The organism is Deefgea salmonis, assembly GCF_020531905.1.
In the GTDB taxonomy this organism is placed as follows: Bacteria; Pseudomonadota; Gammaproteobacteria; order Burkholderiales; family Chitinibacteraceae; genus Deefgea; species Deefgea salmonis.
In genome coordinates this window covers 21,232-39,221 of record NZ_JAJAWG010000006.1, presented here as the reverse complement: position 1 = coordinate 39,221, position 17,990 = coordinate 21,232, and the positions used below count along the sequence as shown (strand labels likewise).

At 50.0% G+C, this 17,990-nt stretch carries 17 protein-coding genes and 1 tRNA gene; 10 read left to right on the top strand and 8 right to left on the bottom strand.

The window, feature by feature from the left end:
- Window positions 1-5 precede the first annotated feature (5 nt).
- Both LG219_RS10310 and LG219_RS10305 read left to right on the top strand, forming a co-directional pair.
- A tRNA-Arg gene (locus tag LG219_RS10310) sits at window positions 6-82 on the top strand.
- 165 nt (window positions 83-247) lie between these two features.
- A complete protein-coding gene (locus LG219_RS10305) occupies window positions 248-2,650 on the top strand; it encodes an EAL domain-containing protein (RefSeq protein WP_226764407.1) in 2,403 nt (800 codons plus the stop codon).
- Window positions 2,651-2,988: 338 nt separating this feature from the next.
- Here LG219_RS10305 and LG219_RS10300 read toward each other — a convergent pair whose 3' ends face one another.
- Both LG219_RS10300 and LG219_RS10295 read right to left on the bottom strand, forming a co-directional pair.
- On the bottom strand, window positions 2,989-3,360 hold the full coding sequence (locus LG219_RS10300; RefSeq protein WP_226764406.1) for a VOC family protein: 372 nt from the start codon (window positions 3,358-3,360) through the stop codon (window positions 2,989-2,991).
- Between the two features lie 217 nt (window positions 3,361-3,577).
- Window positions 3,578-4,459, bottom strand: a complete 882-nt coding sequence (locus tag LG219_RS10295; RefSeq protein ID WP_226764405.1) for a hypothetical protein — start codon at window positions 4,457-4,459, stop codon at window positions 3,578-3,580.
- A 207-nt stretch (window positions 4,460-4,666) separates the two neighbouring features.
- On the opposite strand from LG219_RS10295, the gene LG219_RS10290 reads away from it, so the two are divergent.
- The 5 genes from LG219_RS10290 to LG219_RS10270 all read left to right on the top strand — a co-directional run bounded on the left by LG219_RS10290 (window position 4,667) and on the right by LG219_RS10270 (window position 9,280).
- Window positions 4,667-5,272 carry a peroxiredoxin gene (locus tag LG219_RS10290; protein ID WP_226764404.1) on the top strand — a complete coding sequence of 202 codons (606 nt, stop codon included), beginning with the start codon at window positions 4,667-4,669 and terminating at the stop codon, window positions 5,270-5,272.
- 95 nt (window positions 5,273-5,367) lie between these two features.
- A complete protein-coding gene (gene zapE, locus LG219_RS10285) occupies window positions 5,368-6,519 on the top strand; it encodes a cell division protein ZapE (RefSeq protein WP_226764403.1) in 1,152 nt (383 codons plus the stop codon).
- 163 nt (window positions 6,520-6,682) lie between these two features.
- The gene (locus LG219_RS10280; protein WP_226764402.1) at window positions 6,683-7,243 is read left to right on the top strand and encodes a flavodoxin family protein; all 561 of its coding nucleotides are present in this window, start codon (window positions 6,683-6,685) and stop codon (window positions 7,241-7,243) included.
- A gap of 554 nt (window positions 7,244-7,797) precedes the next feature.
- Entirely contained in the window at window positions 7,798-8,766 is a 969-nt protein-coding gene (locus tag LG219_RS10275; protein WP_226764401.1) for an NAD(P)H-quinone oxidoreductase, read from the top strand.
- Between the two features lie 10 nt (window positions 8,767-8,776).
- Entirely contained in the window at window positions 8,777-9,280 is a 504-nt protein-coding gene (locus LG219_RS10270; protein ID WP_226764400.1) for a DinB family protein, read from the top strand.
- Between the two features lie 58 nt (window positions 9,281-9,338).
- On the opposite strand, the gene LG219_RS10265 is transcribed toward LG219_RS10270, so the two are convergent.
- From LG219_RS10265 to LG219_RS10250, 4 genes are all read right to left on the bottom strand, one after another.
- Window positions 9,339-9,548 carry a Lar family restriction alleviation protein gene (locus LG219_RS10265; RefSeq protein WP_173533715.1) on the bottom strand — a complete coding sequence of 70 codons (210 nt, stop codon included), beginning with the start codon at window positions 9,546-9,548 and terminating at the stop codon, window positions 9,339-9,341.
- 321 nt (window positions 9,549-9,869) lie between these two features.
- Window positions 9,870-11,237, bottom strand: a complete 1,368-nt coding sequence (locus LG219_RS10260) for an NAD(P)(+) transhydrogenase (Re/Si-specific) subunit beta (RefSeq protein ID WP_226764399.1) — start codon at window positions 11,235-11,237, stop codon at window positions 9,870-9,872.
- Window positions 11,237-11,524 (bottom strand): proton-translocating transhydrogenase family protein, encoded by a 288-nt coding sequence (locus LG219_RS10255; RefSeq protein WP_226764525.1) that lies wholly within the window; start codon window positions 11,522-11,524, stop codon window positions 11,237-11,239. The genes LG219_RS10260 and LG219_RS10255 overlap by 1 nt, the downstream gene beginning before the upstream one ends.
- A gap of 84 nt (window positions 11,525-11,608) precedes the next feature.
- Window positions 11,609-12,820 (bottom strand): Re/Si-specific NAD(P)(+) transhydrogenase subunit alpha, encoded by a 1,212-nt coding sequence (locus LG219_RS10250; RefSeq protein WP_226764398.1) that lies wholly within the window; start codon window positions 12,818-12,820, stop codon window positions 11,609-11,611.
- Between the two features lie 210 nt (window positions 12,821-13,030).
- On the opposite strand from LG219_RS10250, the gene LG219_RS10245 reads away from it, so the two are divergent.
- Window positions 13,031-13,357, top strand: coding sequence for a DUF2325 domain-containing protein (locus LG219_RS10245; RefSeq protein ID WP_226764397.1), 327 nt, complete (start codon window positions 13,031-13,033; stop codon window positions 13,355-13,357).
- A gap of 51 nt (window positions 13,358-13,408) precedes the next feature.
- Here the strand turns inward: LG219_RS10245 and mutY are convergent, their stop codons facing one another.
- Both mutY and LG219_RS10235 read right to left on the bottom strand, forming a co-directional pair.
- On the bottom strand, window positions 13,409-14,464 hold the full coding sequence (gene mutY, locus LG219_RS10240) for an A/G-specific adenine glycosylase (RefSeq protein WP_226764396.1): 1,056 nt from the start codon (window positions 14,462-14,464) through the stop codon (window positions 13,409-13,411).
- Window positions 14,464-16,788 (bottom strand): AsmA family protein, encoded by a 2,325-nt coding sequence (locus LG219_RS10235; RefSeq protein WP_226764395.1) that lies wholly within the window; start codon window positions 16,786-16,788, stop codon window positions 14,464-14,466. The genes mutY and LG219_RS10235 overlap by 1 nt, the downstream gene beginning before the upstream one ends.
- 222 nt (window positions 16,789-17,010) lie before the next feature.
- Between LG219_RS10235 and LG219_RS10230 the strand changes: the two genes are divergently transcribed.
- Both LG219_RS10230 and LG219_RS10225 read left to right on the top strand, forming a co-directional pair.
- Window positions 17,011-17,433 carry an acyl-CoA thioesterase gene (locus LG219_RS10230; protein WP_226764394.1) on the top strand — a complete coding sequence of 141 codons (423 nt, stop codon included), beginning with the start codon at window positions 17,011-17,013 and terminating at the stop codon, window positions 17,431-17,433.
- Entirely contained in the window at window positions 17,430-17,891 is a 462-nt protein-coding gene (locus LG219_RS10225) for an LEA/WHy family protein (RefSeq protein ID WP_226764393.1), read from the top strand. Before LG219_RS10230 ends, LG219_RS10225 begins: the two co-directional genes overlap by 4 nt.
- Window positions 17,892-17,990: the final 99 nt, after the last annotated feature.

Sequence of the window (17,990 nt, the reverse complement as noted above, 5' to 3'; positions counted from 1 at the left end):
CCAGTGCGCCCGTAGCTCAGTTGGATAGAGTATCTGGCTACGAACCAGAGGGTCGGGCGTTCGAATCGCTCCGGGCGCACCATTTCTATTTATTTCCCCTTGTTTTTCTTGCGTGATTTTTACAGCTAGCCTTCTCGCTTGTTGTTTTTGAATCAATCGTAGCTTTTCCTAATATTCCTTACGGTTTTTGTTGTTTCTAAGCGACTTGGCGTTTATTCTCGAGCACTTGTGATTTGGAACTCTCGGTGTGAAGCCCTTCTTGTTTTCCCGTTTAAGCACTTGGTATACCGAAAATCGTTTGGCATGGCGTTTAGCGTGGTCTGTTTTTGCTGCCGGCTTGGTGGTAACGGTTTCGCTGACTTTGGTTTTGCTACAAGTTGAATACAATCGCGGGCTATTAAAAGCGCGGGCAGATTTGCGAACATTAGGGCATAGCGCCGTCTCGCAATTGGCAAGTAATTTGTGGTTGGTCAATACCGAAGCCGTACATGGCCAATTAAACTCTCTGCGGCAAACTCGGGTGATTGATTACGTTCAATTGGTCGAAAATGACGGGCAAATTTACGCCTCTGGTGTCGATATTCAGGGCGCAGAGAACACGCTGACCGAATCCTTTCCGATTGCCTATTTGCATCCACTCACCAATCAGCACGTTAGTTTGGGGCAATTGAGCCTGACGGTCTCGCTCAAAGGCTTTAAAACACAGTTGTTCGATCAATTTTTGCGCTTACTGCTGCTCGAGGGTTTTGGCATGGGCGCGGCGGGTTTGTGCTTTTTGATTTTGTATCATCGCTTAATTGCGCGTCACTTAAGCCATATTGCACAATACACTGGTCAGTTAAATTACAACTTACTCGCCGCGCCGCTGAGTTTAGCGCGCCGCGCCGAAAATGATGAATTGCAATCTTTAGTCCACGCGTTTAATCAAATGCGAATCAATCTGCAGCATGGCGTAAAGCAAAGAGAAGAAGCGCAGCGCGCTTTATATGTAGAAAAAGAACTGGCCGATGTGACGCTGATTTCAATTACCGACGCCATCTTAACCACCACGCCCGACTTTAAAATTAAATTACTCAATCCTGCTGCCGAGCGCCTGCTTGGCTGGTCGCAAAGCGAAGTGCGGGATCGGTGTGTCAGCCAAATCATCTGTCAGGGCGGCGACTTAAAAAGCGCTGATTTTTTTGCCGTCTTGCAGCATGCCAGAGAGCGCAATAAAGCCATTGCCCGGCAAACCGTGGCCTTGGCCAATCGAGCCGGTGAGCGATTCATTGTTGAATATGCGGTTGCGCCGATTAACGACCCGGATGGTCAGGTTGAAGGCATGGTGCTGGTGCTGCACGACGTGACCGAATCGCAAGCGCTGACCGAAAAACTCGCGTATCAAGCCGATCATGATTACCTGACTGGCCTGACCAATCGCCGTGGTTTTGAGCGTGCGCTGATCGCCGCGCACCAGTTGGCCGTCGAAGCCAATCAGCAGCATATTTTAATGCTGCTCGATTTGGATCAATTTAAATTAGTCAACGATACCTGCGGGCATTTGGCTGGCGATGAATTACTGCGGTTGGTCACCAATCTATTGCAAAGCTTAATGAGCACCGAAAATAGCTTATTAGGTCGTTTAGGCGGCGATGAATTTGGGATTTTGATTTCTGGCGACCAAATCCCGCAGGCGCAAATCTTGGCAGAGCGTATTTTGCATGCACTGGCGCAATTTCGCTTTGTCTGGAAAGGTCGCCCACATGGCGTTACGGTGAGCATTGGTTTGGTCTTGATCGATTCGCACTGCGTGAGCGCGCAAGAGGCGATGAGCCAAGCTGACATTGCTTGTTTTGCCGCCAAAGACGCCGGCCGCAATCGCCTGAGTTGGTACAGCCAAGACGATACTGAATTGCAAGAGCGGCATAATGAATTGCAATTATTGGCGACATTAAAAGAAGCCATTGAGCAAAATCGTTTTCAATTGTATTACCAAAAAATAGAGCCTTTTGATCGTGAATTGCATCAAATCCCGCATTATGAAATTTTATTGCGTTTAGTCGATGCCAATGGCCGAATTATTGCGCCTAGCGCTTTTATTCCGGCGGCAGAGCGTTACGACATGATGGCTTTAATTGATTGCTGGGTGGTGGAACACAGCTTGAAATACTTGGCGCAGTGCAAATTGGAACAACGGCCATTACCGCAATTGGCGATTAATTTATCTGGCAAATCATTAAATAAAAAAACGCTGGCATTTATTTTGCAGCAACTGGATTTAACCGGCGTATCACCAACGTATGTGTGTTTTGAAATCACCGAAACGGCGGCGATTTCCAATTTAAAAGAATCATCCCTTTTTATTGAAACATTACGCCATCGGGGCTGTATGTTTGCCTTGGACGATTTTGGCAGCGGTTTCTCATCCTTTAATTACCTTAAAACCTTGCCAGTGGATTATTTGAAGATTGACGGTAGTTTGGTGACCGACATTGCCAATGATCGTGTGAGTCGGCAAATGGTGATTGCCGTGAATGACATCGCGCACAGCTTAGGCTGCAAAACCATTGCCGAATTTGTCGAGACCGAAGAAATTTTGGCGCAATTGGCGACGATCGGCGTCGATTTTGCGCAGGGCTATTACTTTGGTGAGCCTGCACCCTTGGTATGATGTTGGTGGGGAGGGTATTGCTCGCAGTGCTTTTTATTTTAAAGGGTACAAGGCAATACCCATCTAGAAAACGTTCTGATGGTGTGTTGCAGCAAAGCTTGAATCATTGTGGCGAGGATGTTATTTCGGGTTTGTGCCTACTAGCGCGTCATCGCTTGTGTTTGGCACGGACGATGACGGTGCGAGGTCTATTGTGCGGATTCTTATCAATTTATCCACTCGTTCTTATTTGATGCCGCCATCCACGCTCACGCATTTATCCAGTGGTTTGAGCGGCAGCTCCCGACCCAGAGCGGAAGCTCACAAGCTTCTAAAAATTAACACCACATTAGCTTTAATTATGGGGTTACCACAAAGTTTGGCGTTTGATCTTTAAGTTGGCACCAATTGCTATCTGGGTCTTGGAAATTGCCTACAATACCCCATTCAAATTCATGTATCTCAACATGAACTCCTCTGGATATAAGCACATCAGCTGTGTTTTTCACATCCTTTACATTAAATCGAATGATGGTCTGTGTAGAAGTAATATCTCTTATCGCCTCTACTTTGTAGCCTGACTCGATCATCAGATAAGCGCCACCAAAGTCAAAGCATGTTAATCCATCTTTGTCATATAAGAAGGGTAAGCCAACAATTTCTTTATAGAATTCAACACATTGCTCATACTTTTCAGTAAATAAAATTATCCCGGGTCTTTCAATTTTCATTAAGGCTCCATGTAGAATTTTTCTCGATTTAAAGATGCAAGTCTGCTTCTGGCCGACTGCGGCCTGTCGCATAGTTTAAACCCGTCAATCAAAGTGAGCTGCGATCCAAGTTTGACTGTGGCTAAATTAGTAAGCTGCTTGGCGACGTTCGATGAGTTTGGGTGGATAAATTGAATAAGAGAATAAGATTCCGCATATTGGGTTTTAAGCCGTCGTTTTAATTGAGCCGTTCCCAGTTCCGCGTGGCTGAATTGAAAAAACCCGAGTCGCGGTAGATTTTTTCGATGGTGCCTTGTTCCCGTAATTTAGCCAGACCCATATTGAGTGATTTGGCAACGTCGCTGCCGATGGGTGAGGCTTTGCTGACAAAGAAATGCCGGCTGCCTTGTAATCCTACTTTGACATTGCTAATCGGTACCAGTTTACGGCCACCGGCTTGCATTGATAAATCTGGCGTCGGCTGAAATGGCGCGAGCAACACATCGGCGCGTTTTTTGCCCAACATGCCGACCATTGAATCCCAGCTTTGGGTTTTCAACACATGCTTAAATTTAATGGCTTCTAGCGTCGCGACATCGGGCAGCCAGCTTTCGGCTACCACGGCGGTGAGCGCTTGAATTTGTGGCAGTGTTTTTGATAGCCGCGCGTCGGCATTGTCGGCGGTGGTATATAGGCCCGCCTCAAATTCGCCTTGGCGGATGCTGGGCTCACTAATAAAGACTTTGTCGTTAATTTGTTTTAAATCGACCAGCCATGCGCTATTGCCGCCCAGCGTGGCCGATCCTGAGGTTATTTCTTTAATAAAGCGGTTGTATGAATCGCTGGTATTGTCGACTTTCACGATTTTAATCGGATAGCTATTACCACCGGCTTTGAGCGCTTGTTGCACTAAGACCAATTCGACCACATCGCGGCGTGAGCCTGGGCCACCATATTGTGTGAGTGTGACCGGGTCACGCCCGGCTATAAACTGTTGGTAATCATTAAACACATCTTGTTGTGTCAGAATAGTAATGGTCTTGTCGTTAGCAAACCCAGGTAGACTCGACGCACAAAGTAATAAACCAGTTGTGATTTGAATGAATTTTGAGCCAAACATTGCAAGCCTTTGTGATGAAGGTGTCAGTTTTGCTATGATGGCAAGCTGTAAGAACATTGGCAAGCAATGCTTGTATGTCCGGCATTTTCCATATAAATACCAAATAAACAGTAAAAATCACACGGCTCACCTTGAATTGACTCGGTACGCCCCGATATTTAGGCTAGCTGTTCAACCCTTACGATTTAATCCCGCTAGGAGCATTACATGTCTGTACTCGTTGCGAAGCAAGCCCCTGATTTTACCGCCGCTGCTGTTTTAGGCTCGGGCGAGATCGTTGAAAACTACAATCTGAAAGCCACCACTGCCGGTAAGTATGCAGTTATTTTCTTCTATCCTCTGGATTTTACCTTCGTTTGCCCGTCAGAATTAATCGCTTTTGACCATCGTTTGGCTGAATTTAAAGCTCGCAATGTAGAAGTCATTGGTATTTCGATCGACAGCCAATTCTCGCATTTGGCATGGCGCAATACCCCAGTCAATAAAGGCGGCATTGGCCCAGTGGGCTACACCTTAGTGGCCGATATCAAGCACGAAATTTGCAAAGCCTACGACGTTGAATTGGCGGATGCTGGCGTGGCTTTGCGCGGTTCATTCTTGATCGACAAAGCCGGCGTGGTTCAGCACCAAGTGATCAACAACTTGCCATTGGGTCGTGATATCGACGAAATGTTGCGCGTGGTGGATGCCTTGCAATTTACTGAAGAACACGGCGAAGTTTGCCCAGCAGGCTGGAACAAAGGCAAAAAAGGCATGACCGCTTCTGCCGACGGCGTTGCGGACTACCTTGCGAACAACGCAGCAGCGCTGTAATTAGGCATTAAAAACCGAAAAACCCTGCGACTTGCTGCAGGGTTTTTTTTTGAAATCGGTTTTTTGTATTGATTGGCTTCACCACGAGATTTCGTATGTCACAACATGTTATTGCGCCGCCCGCCGTTGGTATTAGTCCACTCACTTGGTATCAATCGCTGGCCAGCCAAGAGGGCTTTATTCGTGACCAATCACAAGCCACCGCGATTGATCGCCTCGAAACGCTTTGGCAAGCCTTGGTGGTGTTTAAGCAAAAGCGCAATCGCCTGTTTGGCAAAAGTTTATTGCCGATGCCAGAGCTGCCGCGTGGCCTGTATTTTTGGGGCGGCGTGGGGCGTGGCAAAAGTTTTTTGATGGATGCCTTTTACGCTGGCCTGCCATTTAAGCGCAAAAAGCGGCTGCATTTTCACCATTTTATGCAGCAAATCCATAAAGATTTACGCGCCCAACAAGGGCAAAACGATCCGCTGGGCAAAGTCGCCGAGCAATGGGCCAAATCTTGCCGTGTGCTGTGTTTTGACGAATTTCATGTGTCCGACATTGCCGACGCAATGATATTGGGGCGCTTAATGGAGCAGCTATTTGCCCGTGGCGTGGTACTGGTGACGACCTCGAATTATCCACCCGATGGCTTGTACCCCAATGGCCTGCATCGGGCGAGTTTTTTACCGACCATTGAACTTCTCAAAGCCAAACTCGATGTGCTCAATGTTGATGGTGGCCAAGATTTCCGCCTACGCACGCTCACTGCGGCGCGCACCTATTTGTACCCGAATAATGCCGAGAATAAGCAAGAACTGACCGAGCTATTTGGCAAAATGGCCACCGCGCATGATGAAAAAACCGATATTCAAATCGAAGGCCGCCAACTGAAAGCCCGCCGCCGCGCCGGTGGTGCAATTTGGTTTGATTTTGCCGTGCTGTGTGGCGATGGCCGTGGGCAAGCTGATTACTTGGCCTTGTCGCAGGAATATCACACGGTATTTTTATCCGGCTTGCCCAAACTGACCGCCGAACAAAGCAATCTCGCGCGCCGCTTTACGTGGCTGGTCGACGTGTTTTACGACAACCGCGTCAAACTCATCATCGCCGCCGATGTGCCGGTGGAAGAGGTCTATGTCGCTGGCTTGCAAGCATCCGAATTCTTCCGCACCGCCAGCCGCCTCTCGGAAATGCAATCCAAAGAATACCTCGCCCTCGCGCACCAAACGCTAGAGCAGCAAACGGCGGGGGTGGTGGAGACGTGATTGGATTGCTGTAGGTACGAATAGCGAAGCGTATTCGTACGCATGAAATTGTTGAGATAGACATTGCGCGTAATGACGAGGCGATGCTTCCGATTTTGCTCCGCTTTATCGGAGTAATGCGACTGAAGATAATTATAATTTCAAATTGTAGTAACGGAAAATTATGAACTCACCGACCACGCTGATTATTTATCATTCCGCAGCCGGTTCAACTGAGCTATTAGCCAAAGCCATTTATGCGGGCGCTGCAGAGATTGATTCTGCGGCGCTGATTGCATTAAATCCTGCCGATATTGTCGCTGGGCGCTATGTGAATGAGGGCGTTTTGCAGCAAGTCGATCAAGCGAGCGCCATTATCTTTGGCACGCCAACTTATATGGGCGGTGCAAGCGCACAATTTAAAGCTTTCGCTGATGCCACAAGTGAGCGTTGGTGCGAGCAGCGCTGGGCCGACAAACTTGCTGCAGGCTTTACGATTGGCGCAAATCTAAATGGCGATCAACTCAGCACACTGACGTATCTCAGTATTTTTGCCGCACAACATGGCATGCTGTGGTGTGGGCTTGATTTGGCCGGGGGCTACGATGCTGAGGGCCGAAATCGTCTTGGTTGCCAATTGGGTTTAACAGCCCATAGTCTCGATGGTCAAATTCATGAAATTGATCAAAAAACAGCATTTTATTTAGGTCGACGAATTGCAAGGCTTGCTCAGCGTTTCAAATAATTGGGTGGGTTATACTCAATGATTAAAGATGATGTTCAGTCCAGTAGCTTGGGCTCGATAGTCCAACGTTGACCGCGCGATTGTTGGGCTGCGCTGGCGCTTAGTCCAACTTACAAAATCTAAACGGTGTAGGCGCCGCCGTGTAGGGCGCACTCAACGCGCAGCGTAGTGCGCCGAATGCACAATGCAAATATGTCAGTCGCAATTTCGTAGGGTGCCAATAAGCGATAGCGGATTGCACCTTTTACATGGCTTGGTGTAATGCGCTGGCGCTTATTACACCCTACATAGCCCAACGTTGACCGCGCGATTGTTGGGCTGCGCTGGCGCTTAGCCCAACTTACAAATTCTAAGCGGTGTAGGGCACCGCCGTGTAGGGCGCACTCAAAGCGCAGCGTAGTGCGCCGAATGCACAATGCACAAATTTATTGGGTGTATCTGCTGCTAGGTCATTGTCTTAAATAGCTAGCGCAAGATACTCTGCTGTTACAAAAAAAATTAACGCTGTTTGCCGGTGCCTTAACCAGTTTTTTTCCCTTTTATCGAGGTGGCTTATGTTGGCGATTACGACGCTGAATCAACAATTGGTTTTGACTGACCATCCAACACCGCAGCCGGCAGCGGGGCAGTTGCTGATTCAGGTGATGGCGGCGGGGGTGAATCGGGCGGATTTGATGCAGGCGCAGGGCAAATATCCGCCGCCCGCCGGTGAGTCGCTGACCATCGGTTTGGAGGTGGCGGGCGTGGTGGTGGCGTTGGGCGATGGTGTGAGCGATTTTGCGGTTGGCGACGCAGTTTTGGGTTTGGTCGGTGGTGGTGCTTATGCCGAGTATTGCTTGCTAGACCAATCACTTTGCTGCTTAAAGCCCGATACCCTCGATTTTGCAGCGGCGGCCAGTTTGCCCGAGGTGTGGATGACCGCGTGGTTGAATTTAATCGATATTGGCCAGCTTGCAGCCGGGCAGCGGGTATTGATTCACGCGGGGGCTAGCGGTGTTGGCGCGGCGGCGATTCAGTTGGCTAAATCGGTCGGCGCTTGGGTGGCGGTGACGACTAGCTCGACGGAAAAGCAGGCGTTTTGTCGCGACATGGGCGCTGATTTAGTCATTGATTATCGCAGCCAAGATTTTGCGACCACGCTCAAAGCCGCAGGCGGCGTGGATTTGATTTTGGATACGGTCGGCGGCGATTATGTCGCCGCCAATCAGCTGTGCCTCAATAGTGATGGCAGTATCATTGTGATTGGCTTACTCAAAGGCCTGAGCTGCGAGATTAATTTGGGGCTGTTATTGGTGAAGCGGCAAAAAATTCAAGGCTCGGCGCTGCGCAGTCAAGCGCTCGCAGAGAAGGCCAAGTTGGCGCAGGCGCTGCGCGATACAGTGTTGCCGCGCATCGTTAGCGGCCAATATCGGATTACGCTCGATCGCACGTTTGCACTCAAAGACGCGCAAGCCGCGCATGACTATGTCGCCGCCAGTCGCAATTGCGGCAAGGTGGTGCTGCTTACCGAGTCGATTGCATAAGAGAGGGTTTATGTTTCAAGGCAATATGCCACAACTGATGGCAGCGTATAACCAATGGCAAAACCAGCAAATGTACGCTGCCGCTGCCACCTTAAGTGATGCTGAGCGCAAGGCGGATCGTGGGGCGTTTTTTAAGTCGATTCATAGCACCCTCAATCATATTATTTGGGGCGATTTGATGTGGCTGTCGCGCTTTACCGGCGAAACGCTGATTAGCTCGCCATCAGGCGTGGATATTTACGCTGATTTTGCCGAACTGCACGCCGCGCGGATGGCGCTCGATGCGCGGATCATGGCGTGGGCCAATGGTTTGGATGCGGCTTGGCTAAACGAGCCGGTGACGTGGACCAGTAAGGTGTATGGCTTTACCCAAACCATTCCACGCTGGGTGCAGGTACAGCATTTTTTCAATCATCAAACGCATCATCGTGGCCAAGTGACGACCTTGCTGATGCAACAGGGGATTGATGTCGGTGTCACCGATTTGCCGCTGTTGCCTATGCTCAATGATTAGTGGGTATATCTTGCTAGGCTTTGTTTTATAAGGCTTAGCAGTTAATACCCATATATTTTTAGCGCAGTGAATTCCAGTTGGCGATGGCTTCTTTTTTATTGCTGCCTTGCTGGCCGATGGCGCTGCAGTTGCCGTTTTTGCCTAGCTTACTGCATTGCACCCAAAAGCGATTAGATCCGGCTTTGTGTTGCTCGGCGATGGCGCCGCATTTTGGACAGGGTTTTGGCGTTGGGCGACCGGTTTGGTCGGTGCTGGAGGTGGTGATCATGGCGGTCTTTCTGCAGTAAAACGTAAGCTTACCTTGTTCTTGGTTTTTTGACTCGTAGAAATTGCAAAAGGCCATGATAAAAGGCCGCAGTAGCGGCTGTGATTTCTAGGTCAATCCTTGCTGCTGCACTCAGTCAACGGCAACAGTTGGCTTGGTTTGCAGTGCAAAATCGTTAAAGCCGCTGGCTTGCGGTTTTGGCCGCCGCTGGGTGAGATTTATGGCTATTGCCAACCGCGTGGGCGTTTTTGTTGTCTGTTACTTGGGCTGTTGACGTTGGGTTTTCCGCCACGAATCGGGAAGTATTCGTGGCGGAAAAGGCGTTTAATGCACCGCTTGCAGCATGCCTTCAACGACTTTTTTCGCGTCGCCAAATACCATCATGGTTTTATCCATATAAAACAACTCATTATCTAGCCCGGCATAACCGGCGCTCATCGAGCGTTTGACCACCATGACGGTGCGTGCTTTGTAGGCGTCCAAAATCGGCATGCCATAAATGCTGCTGCTCGGGTCGTTCTTGGCCGCAGGATTAACCACGTCATTGGCGCCAATGACCAGCACCACGTCGGTGCTGGCAAAGTCGCTATTGATTTCATCCATTTCGATCACGCGCTCATAGGGTACTTCGGCCTCGGCCAATAGCACATTCATGTGGCCGGGCATACGTCCGGCCACTGGGTGAATGGCATAGCGCACATCGACGCCGCGCTCAGTGAGTAAATCAGTCAGCTCTTGCAGCGCATGCTGCGCGCGCGACACGGCTAAGCCGTAGCCGGGGATGATAATCACGCGTTCGGCGTTTTCCATTAAAAATGCCGCATCGTCCGCCGAGCCCGAACGATAGTTTTTCTGCGCGCTGCCTGCGGGGCCCGCTGCAGCCACTTCGGCACCAAAGCCACCGAGCAGCACCGATACAATCGAGCGGTTCATCGCTTTACACATGATGTACGACAAAATCGCACCGGATGCGCCCACGCAAGCGCCAGCGATAATCAGCACCGGATTATCCAGCGTAAAGCCAATGCCGGCGGCCGCCCAGCCCGAATACGAATTGAGCATCGATACCACCACCGGCATATCAGCGCCACCAATTGGGATAATCAGCAGCACCCCAAGCGCCAAGGCAATCGCGACCATCGCCAAAAATGCCGCTGGGCTGCCGGTGGCGTAAAACGCGATTCCAAGGCCGACCATGGTCAGTGCCAGTAGCAGATTGACTAAATGCTGGCCTTTAAAGTTGATCGCGCGCGCGCCGAATTTACCCGACAATTTGCCGTAGGCGACGACCGAAGCGGTAAAGGTAATCGCGCCGATGAATGCGCCTAAAAATAGCTCAATTTGCTGCGCGCCAGTGTGGCTCATTCCGGTATGGAACACGGCGGCAATGGCGATCAGTACCGCTGATAAACCGACCAAAGAATGCATCGCGGCCACCAGTTCTGGCATCGCCGTCATCGCCACGGTGCGCGCTTTATACGCGCCAACCAAGGCGCCAGCGGCCATTGCGGCGACAATCAGCCATACCACTGGGCTCACAGCGACAAAGAATGTCGTTGCCACGGCAATGGTCATGCCGACCATGCCGTATAAATTGCCGCGTAAAGCAGTGTGCGGTGAGGAGAGTCCGCGTAGCGATAAAATAAACAGTACCGCAGCCACCAGATACAGCAGGGCCGTTAAGTTCGCCATTATTTCGCTCCTTTTTTCGATTTGAACATATCGAGCATGCGTTGAGTGACCAAAAAGCCACCAAAAATATTAATGCTGGCGAGGAAAATCGCCACCGCGCCAAGAACGCTAGTGAGCGTAATTTGCTGGGCGTTGATATCCACCACTTGCAGCATGGCGCCAACGACGATAATCCCCGAAATCGCATTGGTGACCGCCATCAGCGGCGTATGCAGCGCTGGTGTGACATGCCACACCACGTGGTAGCCGACAAAAATCGCCAACACAAAAATCGTTAAGCTGGCCATGAAGGGGTCGCTCGCTGCGGCATGGGCGATGGGGGCGAAGGCCGTTGTAGAAGCGGCTAGGGCAAGAGTAGACATGGGTTTTCCTTAAGCAGTAATAGCATCAGTAGTGGCCGGCACCGCGCTCGCTTGGCTTGACTGATTGGCGCTGGCTTGAGCCTCTGGGGCGGCCGAGGCGCTCGCAAAATAAATACTGCCAGCGTGGCAAACCCGAGTGGCTTGGATGATTTCATCGCCTTGCTGCGGGGCGTAATTGGCGTCTTTATCGCTCAACAGCGCTAAAAACGTCAGCACATTGCGCGCAAACATACTCGAGGCATCGGTTGGCATTAAGGCGGCTAAATTACTTTGCCCAACAATGCTGACGCCGTTGTCACTCATCACCACTTGATCGACTTGCGACAGCGGACAATTGCCGCCGTGGCTGACGGCCATATCGATGATCACGCTACCGGCTTTCATGCGCGCCACCGTGGCTGCGGTCAGCAAAATCGGCGCGGCTTTGCCCGGAATCAGCGCGGTGCTAATGATGATGTCAGCTTGCGCTGCTTGTTGCGCAATCAGCTCGCTTTGCCGTTGTCGGTAATCGTCGGACATTTCTTTGGCATAGCCGCCGGTGTGGGCAAACGCGGCTTGCTCGTCGCTAGAGAGTTCAACTTCGACAAATTTTGCGCCCAGCGATTCAACTTGTTCGCGTGTTGCTGGGCGTACATCAAACACTTCAACCACCGCGCCTAAACGTTTAGCAGTGGCAATCGCTTGTAAGCCAGCAACGCCAGCGCCCAAAATTAACACCCGCGCGGGTTTCACTGAGCCGGCGGCGGTCATCAACATCGGCATAAAGCGCGGGAAATAATGCGTTGCCAACAGCACTGCGCGATAACCGGCAATATTGGCTTGGCTTGATAGCACGTCCATGCTTTGCCCACGGCTAATCCGTGGAATTAATTCCAGCGCGTAAGCATCAATGTGCTTGGCGGCGAGTAAGCCAAGATGTGGGTAGCGATGGATATCAAACAGGCTCACTAGCGCAGCGCGGTCGGGATAAAGGCCAATCTCTTGGGTATTGGGCGCTAGCACTTTTAAAATAAGCGCTGCATCGCTATACATGCTGGTTATTTCATCAAAAATTGTCGCGCCAGCGGCGAGGTAATCGCGATCTGACCAAGTTGCCGCTAGGCCGGCGCTCGATTGAACGCGAACTTGATGCCCTTGTTGGACGAGTTTTTTAACCGTTTCAGGCGAGGCGGCGACACGGGTCTCGCCGTGTTGGCTTTCTTTGGGGATCACGATCAACATCTTGGCTTTATTCCCTGTGCGCGGTGAAGGATGAGGTATTTAGCCTCATCTACGCTTGTTACAGTTTGATGCAAAGCAACTTAGGCAAACACCTTAGTGGCTGTTGACACAACTATTTCACTGGATGAAAAAATAAACCAATTGCTATTGATAATTATTCTCATTTGTACAATAATCGGTCCACCTCTTACTTCTCACGAAGGAAAATCAATGAATGCCTATTTGGTCGGTGCCGATGCCTTGGGTAATATCCCGCAATTATTGGCCGAGCACGGCATTACTGTGCAAAAGCACGTCAGCGGGCGCAATGTGGCGCACCAGCGCAAACCACCGAGCTTAAATGGCGCTGATTTATTGATTTTATTTACTGATTTTTTAAGTCACAACGTGATGAAGGCGTATCGAGAATTAGCCAATGACGAGCAAGTGCGCTTTGTCGCCTGCCGCCGCTCGGTATGTGCTTTGAGTCAATCGCTGGAAAAACTAGGTGAAGTTCGCGATTGTAGCCAATGCCCCAATCGCAAAAATAAGCGCTAACGTTGATTGAGCTTGGGGCTGCCAGCACGCATAAATCCCTAGCGCGATGTTTTAAATCGAGTGAATAATTTTGCGTAAGGGCGTTGGAATGCCGGCCGCCAGCGCGGCTGCAGGGCTAAACCATGCGGTATTGGCGCTTTCTTTGGCGCAATCACTGCCTACGACTTGCGCCAATTGTGGGGTAATGGTGAGGCGATAGTGGGTGAATACGTGAACAAACGCCGGTAGCGCTCGATCGAGTTGGATATGTAAGCCAAACTGATTGGCTATTTGCGCGACAGGATCGCTCGGGCTGACTTCGGGCAAACTCCATAATCCGCCCCAAATGCCAGTGGGTGGGCGTTTTTCGAGCAAGAGCTCGCCTTGAGCGTTGCGCAAAAAAATCATGGTGGTGGATTTTTCAGGAATGGTTTTTTTGGGTTTTCTGGTCGGTAATTCAGCTTGCCGATCGCTTTGTCTGGCTTGGCAATCGCTGGCGATGGGGCACAATAAGCAGCTGGGATTTTTTGGCGTGCAAATGGTAGCACCCAAATCCATCAGGCCTTGCGTATGCGCTTTGATGTCGCTAGCCGCTTGCTGGCTATCGGTGCAGCTGGCGGGGAGTAAGGATTCAGCCAATTGCCACAGCTGGTTTTCGATGGCTTTCACCCCCGGATAGCCTTCAATCCCCGCCCAACGCGTTAACACGCGTTTGACATTGCCGTCTAAAATCGCCGCACGATAGCCGTAGGAAAAAGCCGCAATCGCGGCGGCGGTACTGCGCCCGATGCCGGGTAAGCTGGCAATTAGTGTTGGGTCGTTAGGAAATTGCCCAGCAAAATCACGCATCACCGCTTGAGCGCAGGCATGCAAGTTTCTTGCTCGGGTGTAGTAACCCAGCCCACTCCACAAAGCCAATACATCATCGAGCGGCGCGGCGGCTAAATCGGCCAGCGTTGGAAAACGCTGTAAAAATCGCGGGTAATAATCGAGCACGGTGCTCACTTGCGTTTGCTGCAGCATAATTTCAGACAGCCAAACGCAGTAAGCGTCGTTCACTTGCCACGGTAAATGATGGCGGCCAGAATGCTGCTGCCATTGGCGCAAACGTAGAGAAAAATCAGACATTAAGGTTTGCTTACTTTAGTGGTTTTGCGCGGCGTGCTACGCGCTTTGTTTTTGGCGGCGAGTGCGGCTTTTTTTTGTTCGGCTAAGGCGGCGGCTTTTTGTGCCGCCATTTTTTCTTCACGGGCTTTTTTTATGGCGGCGGCGTGATCTATTTTTGCTTGTGCTTCGGCTTTTTGCCGCGCAATGATTTGCTCTTTTAAATTGGCGGTATCGGCTTTATAAACTGGGTTTTGGATCGGGCCGCTAAAGGTGATGGGCAGAGTGAGCCCGATTAAACCGGCCAATTCAGGTACTTTGGGATTGGCACTGGCTTGCATTTGATAGTCGAGCGTGCCGGCCACCAAATCGAGCGTGCCGCCACCTCGGAGTTTTAATACATCGGCGCTGACGCTCAGATCGTGATTTTCGGCGATGCCATTTTTAAGATGCAAGGTGGCGTTGAGCTCAGAAAAATTGGTTTTGCCATTGCTATGGTCTGGTTTACTCACTTCGCCATTCATTAATTTGATTTGTTGGCTGGCTGAGCTGAGTAAGCCGCTAATGTCGATGCCACGAATTGCGCCTTCTTTGAGACTGGCTTTGATTTTGCCGTTCACGCTTTTGCGTAAATCGGCCAAATTTTGCCCTTTGGCGGTCACATCAATGGTGAGATTGCTACGCCCTTCAAAACGACTGGTGTCTAAGGTGTCGGTGAGCAAAGTATTGATATTCATATTCGATAGGGTTTGCTCAACGCGGAAAAACGGCACGGCTTGCGTGGAATTGATTTCAACGCGGCCAGCCAGCTGCCCTTCGTATAGCGTGGCCGACAGTGGGTCGAGCACCAAGCGGTTTTTGCGCGAGATAAGGGTGAGATCCAAATCGTCAACGTGCAAATTATTCAGCACCAACTCGCCGATTTTAATTGAGCCAATGGCGTTGAATTTTTCTAGCCACCATAAATCGAAATTATGATCGGGATTGCTCTTTTTGGCACCAGCGGCCACGGCGGGTAAATAGGGGGTTAAATCAAATTTGGCCAGATTCATATTGATCCGAAACTGCGGGTCAACAAAGCTTTCCATGCCAATTTGCGCGTGTAGTGGCTCGTAGTCTAGCGTGCCATTGCTATCGAGATTGATCAGCTCATTGTGTAAATCAATATCACCCTTGCCGGTTAAATCCAAGCGAATCGCGCCGCGTGGCAAGCTGCGGTTGGTGTAACTGCCGGTGAGGCGGTAATTGGATAGACGCGTTACATTGCCGCGTTCAATGGCCAGTGGCGTACTAAAAACGACATCCAGATTTTGTTCTGGGCTATTAAACTTAACGCTAATTTTGGCGGTATTACTTTGTAAAAAATGTCTTTGCGCGCCGCTGAGTGTCGGCACGGTGGCCGAGGCGCTAAATTTGGCGTTTTTGTCTTGCATCTCAATATCAAATTGCAGACGATTGAGTGCTAAAGCATTATCGGTGAGTTGAATCTCTGGCACGTCGAGCGTGGTTTTCCACTGCTGCCCAGCGCGATTGGCCGATCCAGTGAGTTTTAAATCACCGCCAGTCAGTCGTAATGGATCCCAGCCGTAGTTTAAATTGCCGGTAATTTGCAGCTGGGTATTGCTGATCTTAAGTCCGGTATCGCTCGCGCCTTCTTGGCTGAGTGCCACTTTAATATCGGCAATGTGTAAGCGCCGCTCTTGCTCAACGTAGCGCATCGCGGCCGAGCCTTTGATTTTGCCGCGCCAGCGGGCCGATTCGCCGTTGTTATTGAGGTAAATTTGCCCGTCTAGGTTTAAATCGCCTTTTTTGGGGTCGGTGAGATTGTCGAGTTCTAGATTAAGTTGGCTTAAATGCAGTGTTTCATTGACTAAATCATCTTGCAAAGCCAGTTGCGCATCAGAAAAACTAAAGCGATCCAAGGCCAAATGAATCAGTTGACCCTTGTTTTGTAGTAAATCTTCAAAATTATACGTGCCATCATCGTGGCGAATAACGGTTAGCTCGGGTTTTTCAACCTCGATACTATGGGCGACCGCCTTGCCTTCGCTAATTAAAGGCCACAGGCGAAACACCACTTTAATGGCGTCAGCATGGGCAAAAACGGTGTTTTGATTGGGCTCGGTGAGCGTGGCGTTTTTAATCAGCACAGCCGGACGCGGTAGTAGCACCATATGGGCGCTGCCACGAATGTCGAGCTTACGCTCGGTATCTCGCTGGACTGCTGATATCAATTGATCGCGAACGAGGTCTGACGATAAAAAGTACGGCAAAATACCCAGCAAGGCCGTAAGTGTAAGGACGAGCAAAAAACTGATTCGCAAAGAGCGAGAATGGCGCCAATCCATGTCGTCAAATCAAGGAGTAAAACAAAGATTGGGCGATTATCCACAAGAACTGTCGCAAACAAAAGCATTGCGGCAAAAATAATAGTACATAGCGTGTTCTACATGACTGTTTTTTATTTAAATACCGTGCAAAATAGCGATCAATGGCAAGATTGCTGCTGATTTGGCGAAGATGTGATTTTTTACTAACGAGCGATTTGAATTGATCTAGGAGTGTTGGCTATGGCGCATCTCACCCCCATTAAAGTGCATGGGTTTCATTTGGATTTGTATGGTCACGTCAATAACGCGCGTTATTTAGAGTTTTTAGAAGAGGCGCGCTGGGGCTTGATGGAAGAGTACGGCGATTTGTCGTGGTTTATGGCGCAAAAAATGGCCTTAGTGGTGAGCCGCGTCGATATTCGCTATATCCGCGCCGCAACGATGGGCGATCAGCTACTGATTGAAACGCGCTTGGTTGAATTATTGCCACGCGAAGGAAAAATCCATCAGCGTATTGTGCGAAAAGACAATGGCAAAGTGGTGGCCGAGGCTGACATTAGCTTTGCCGTGATTCATCCGGAGCAAAGAGGCGCGTTGTTAATCGAAGGTGAATTGTTTGAGCGTTTTAATCAAGTATTAATCGCCACGAGTGAATCAGAATGAATTGGCTGCAGCGGTTGGTCGGTGTTTTGGTGTTGAGTTTATTGGATGCGTGTAGCGGCATCGTTAATTTTGAAAAACCACAAGTGAATCTAGCCGATTTAGAGGTGCTCGATTTGGGCTTGTTGGAACAAAAATTTGTGGTGTCATTGCGCGTGACCAATCCAAACGATATGGCTTTGCCGATTGATGGCTTGAAAATGAAGCTAGACGTGAATGGTCAACCTTTTGCAACTGGGGTCTCCAATCAAAAAGTGACTTTGCCGCGCTTGGGTGAGGCGATCGTGAAAGTGAATGTAACCACCAATCTGGGTAGCATTTGGAAGCAGCTGAAAGTCATACAAAGTAAGTCGCTGGCGTATACGATCTCTGGGCAGTTATTTGTTCCCTTAGTGCCCGGTGGCATTAGCTTTAATCGGCAAGGGGAGTTGTCCAGCTTAGGGGCAGCAGTGGCGAAGTAACTTTTGATTGATGATTTAAGCCCCAGCGCAACGCGCACGGCATCGTATTTACTGTCATCTGTTGCGGCCTTATCTTGGGCAATGTTCAGATTACGTGTT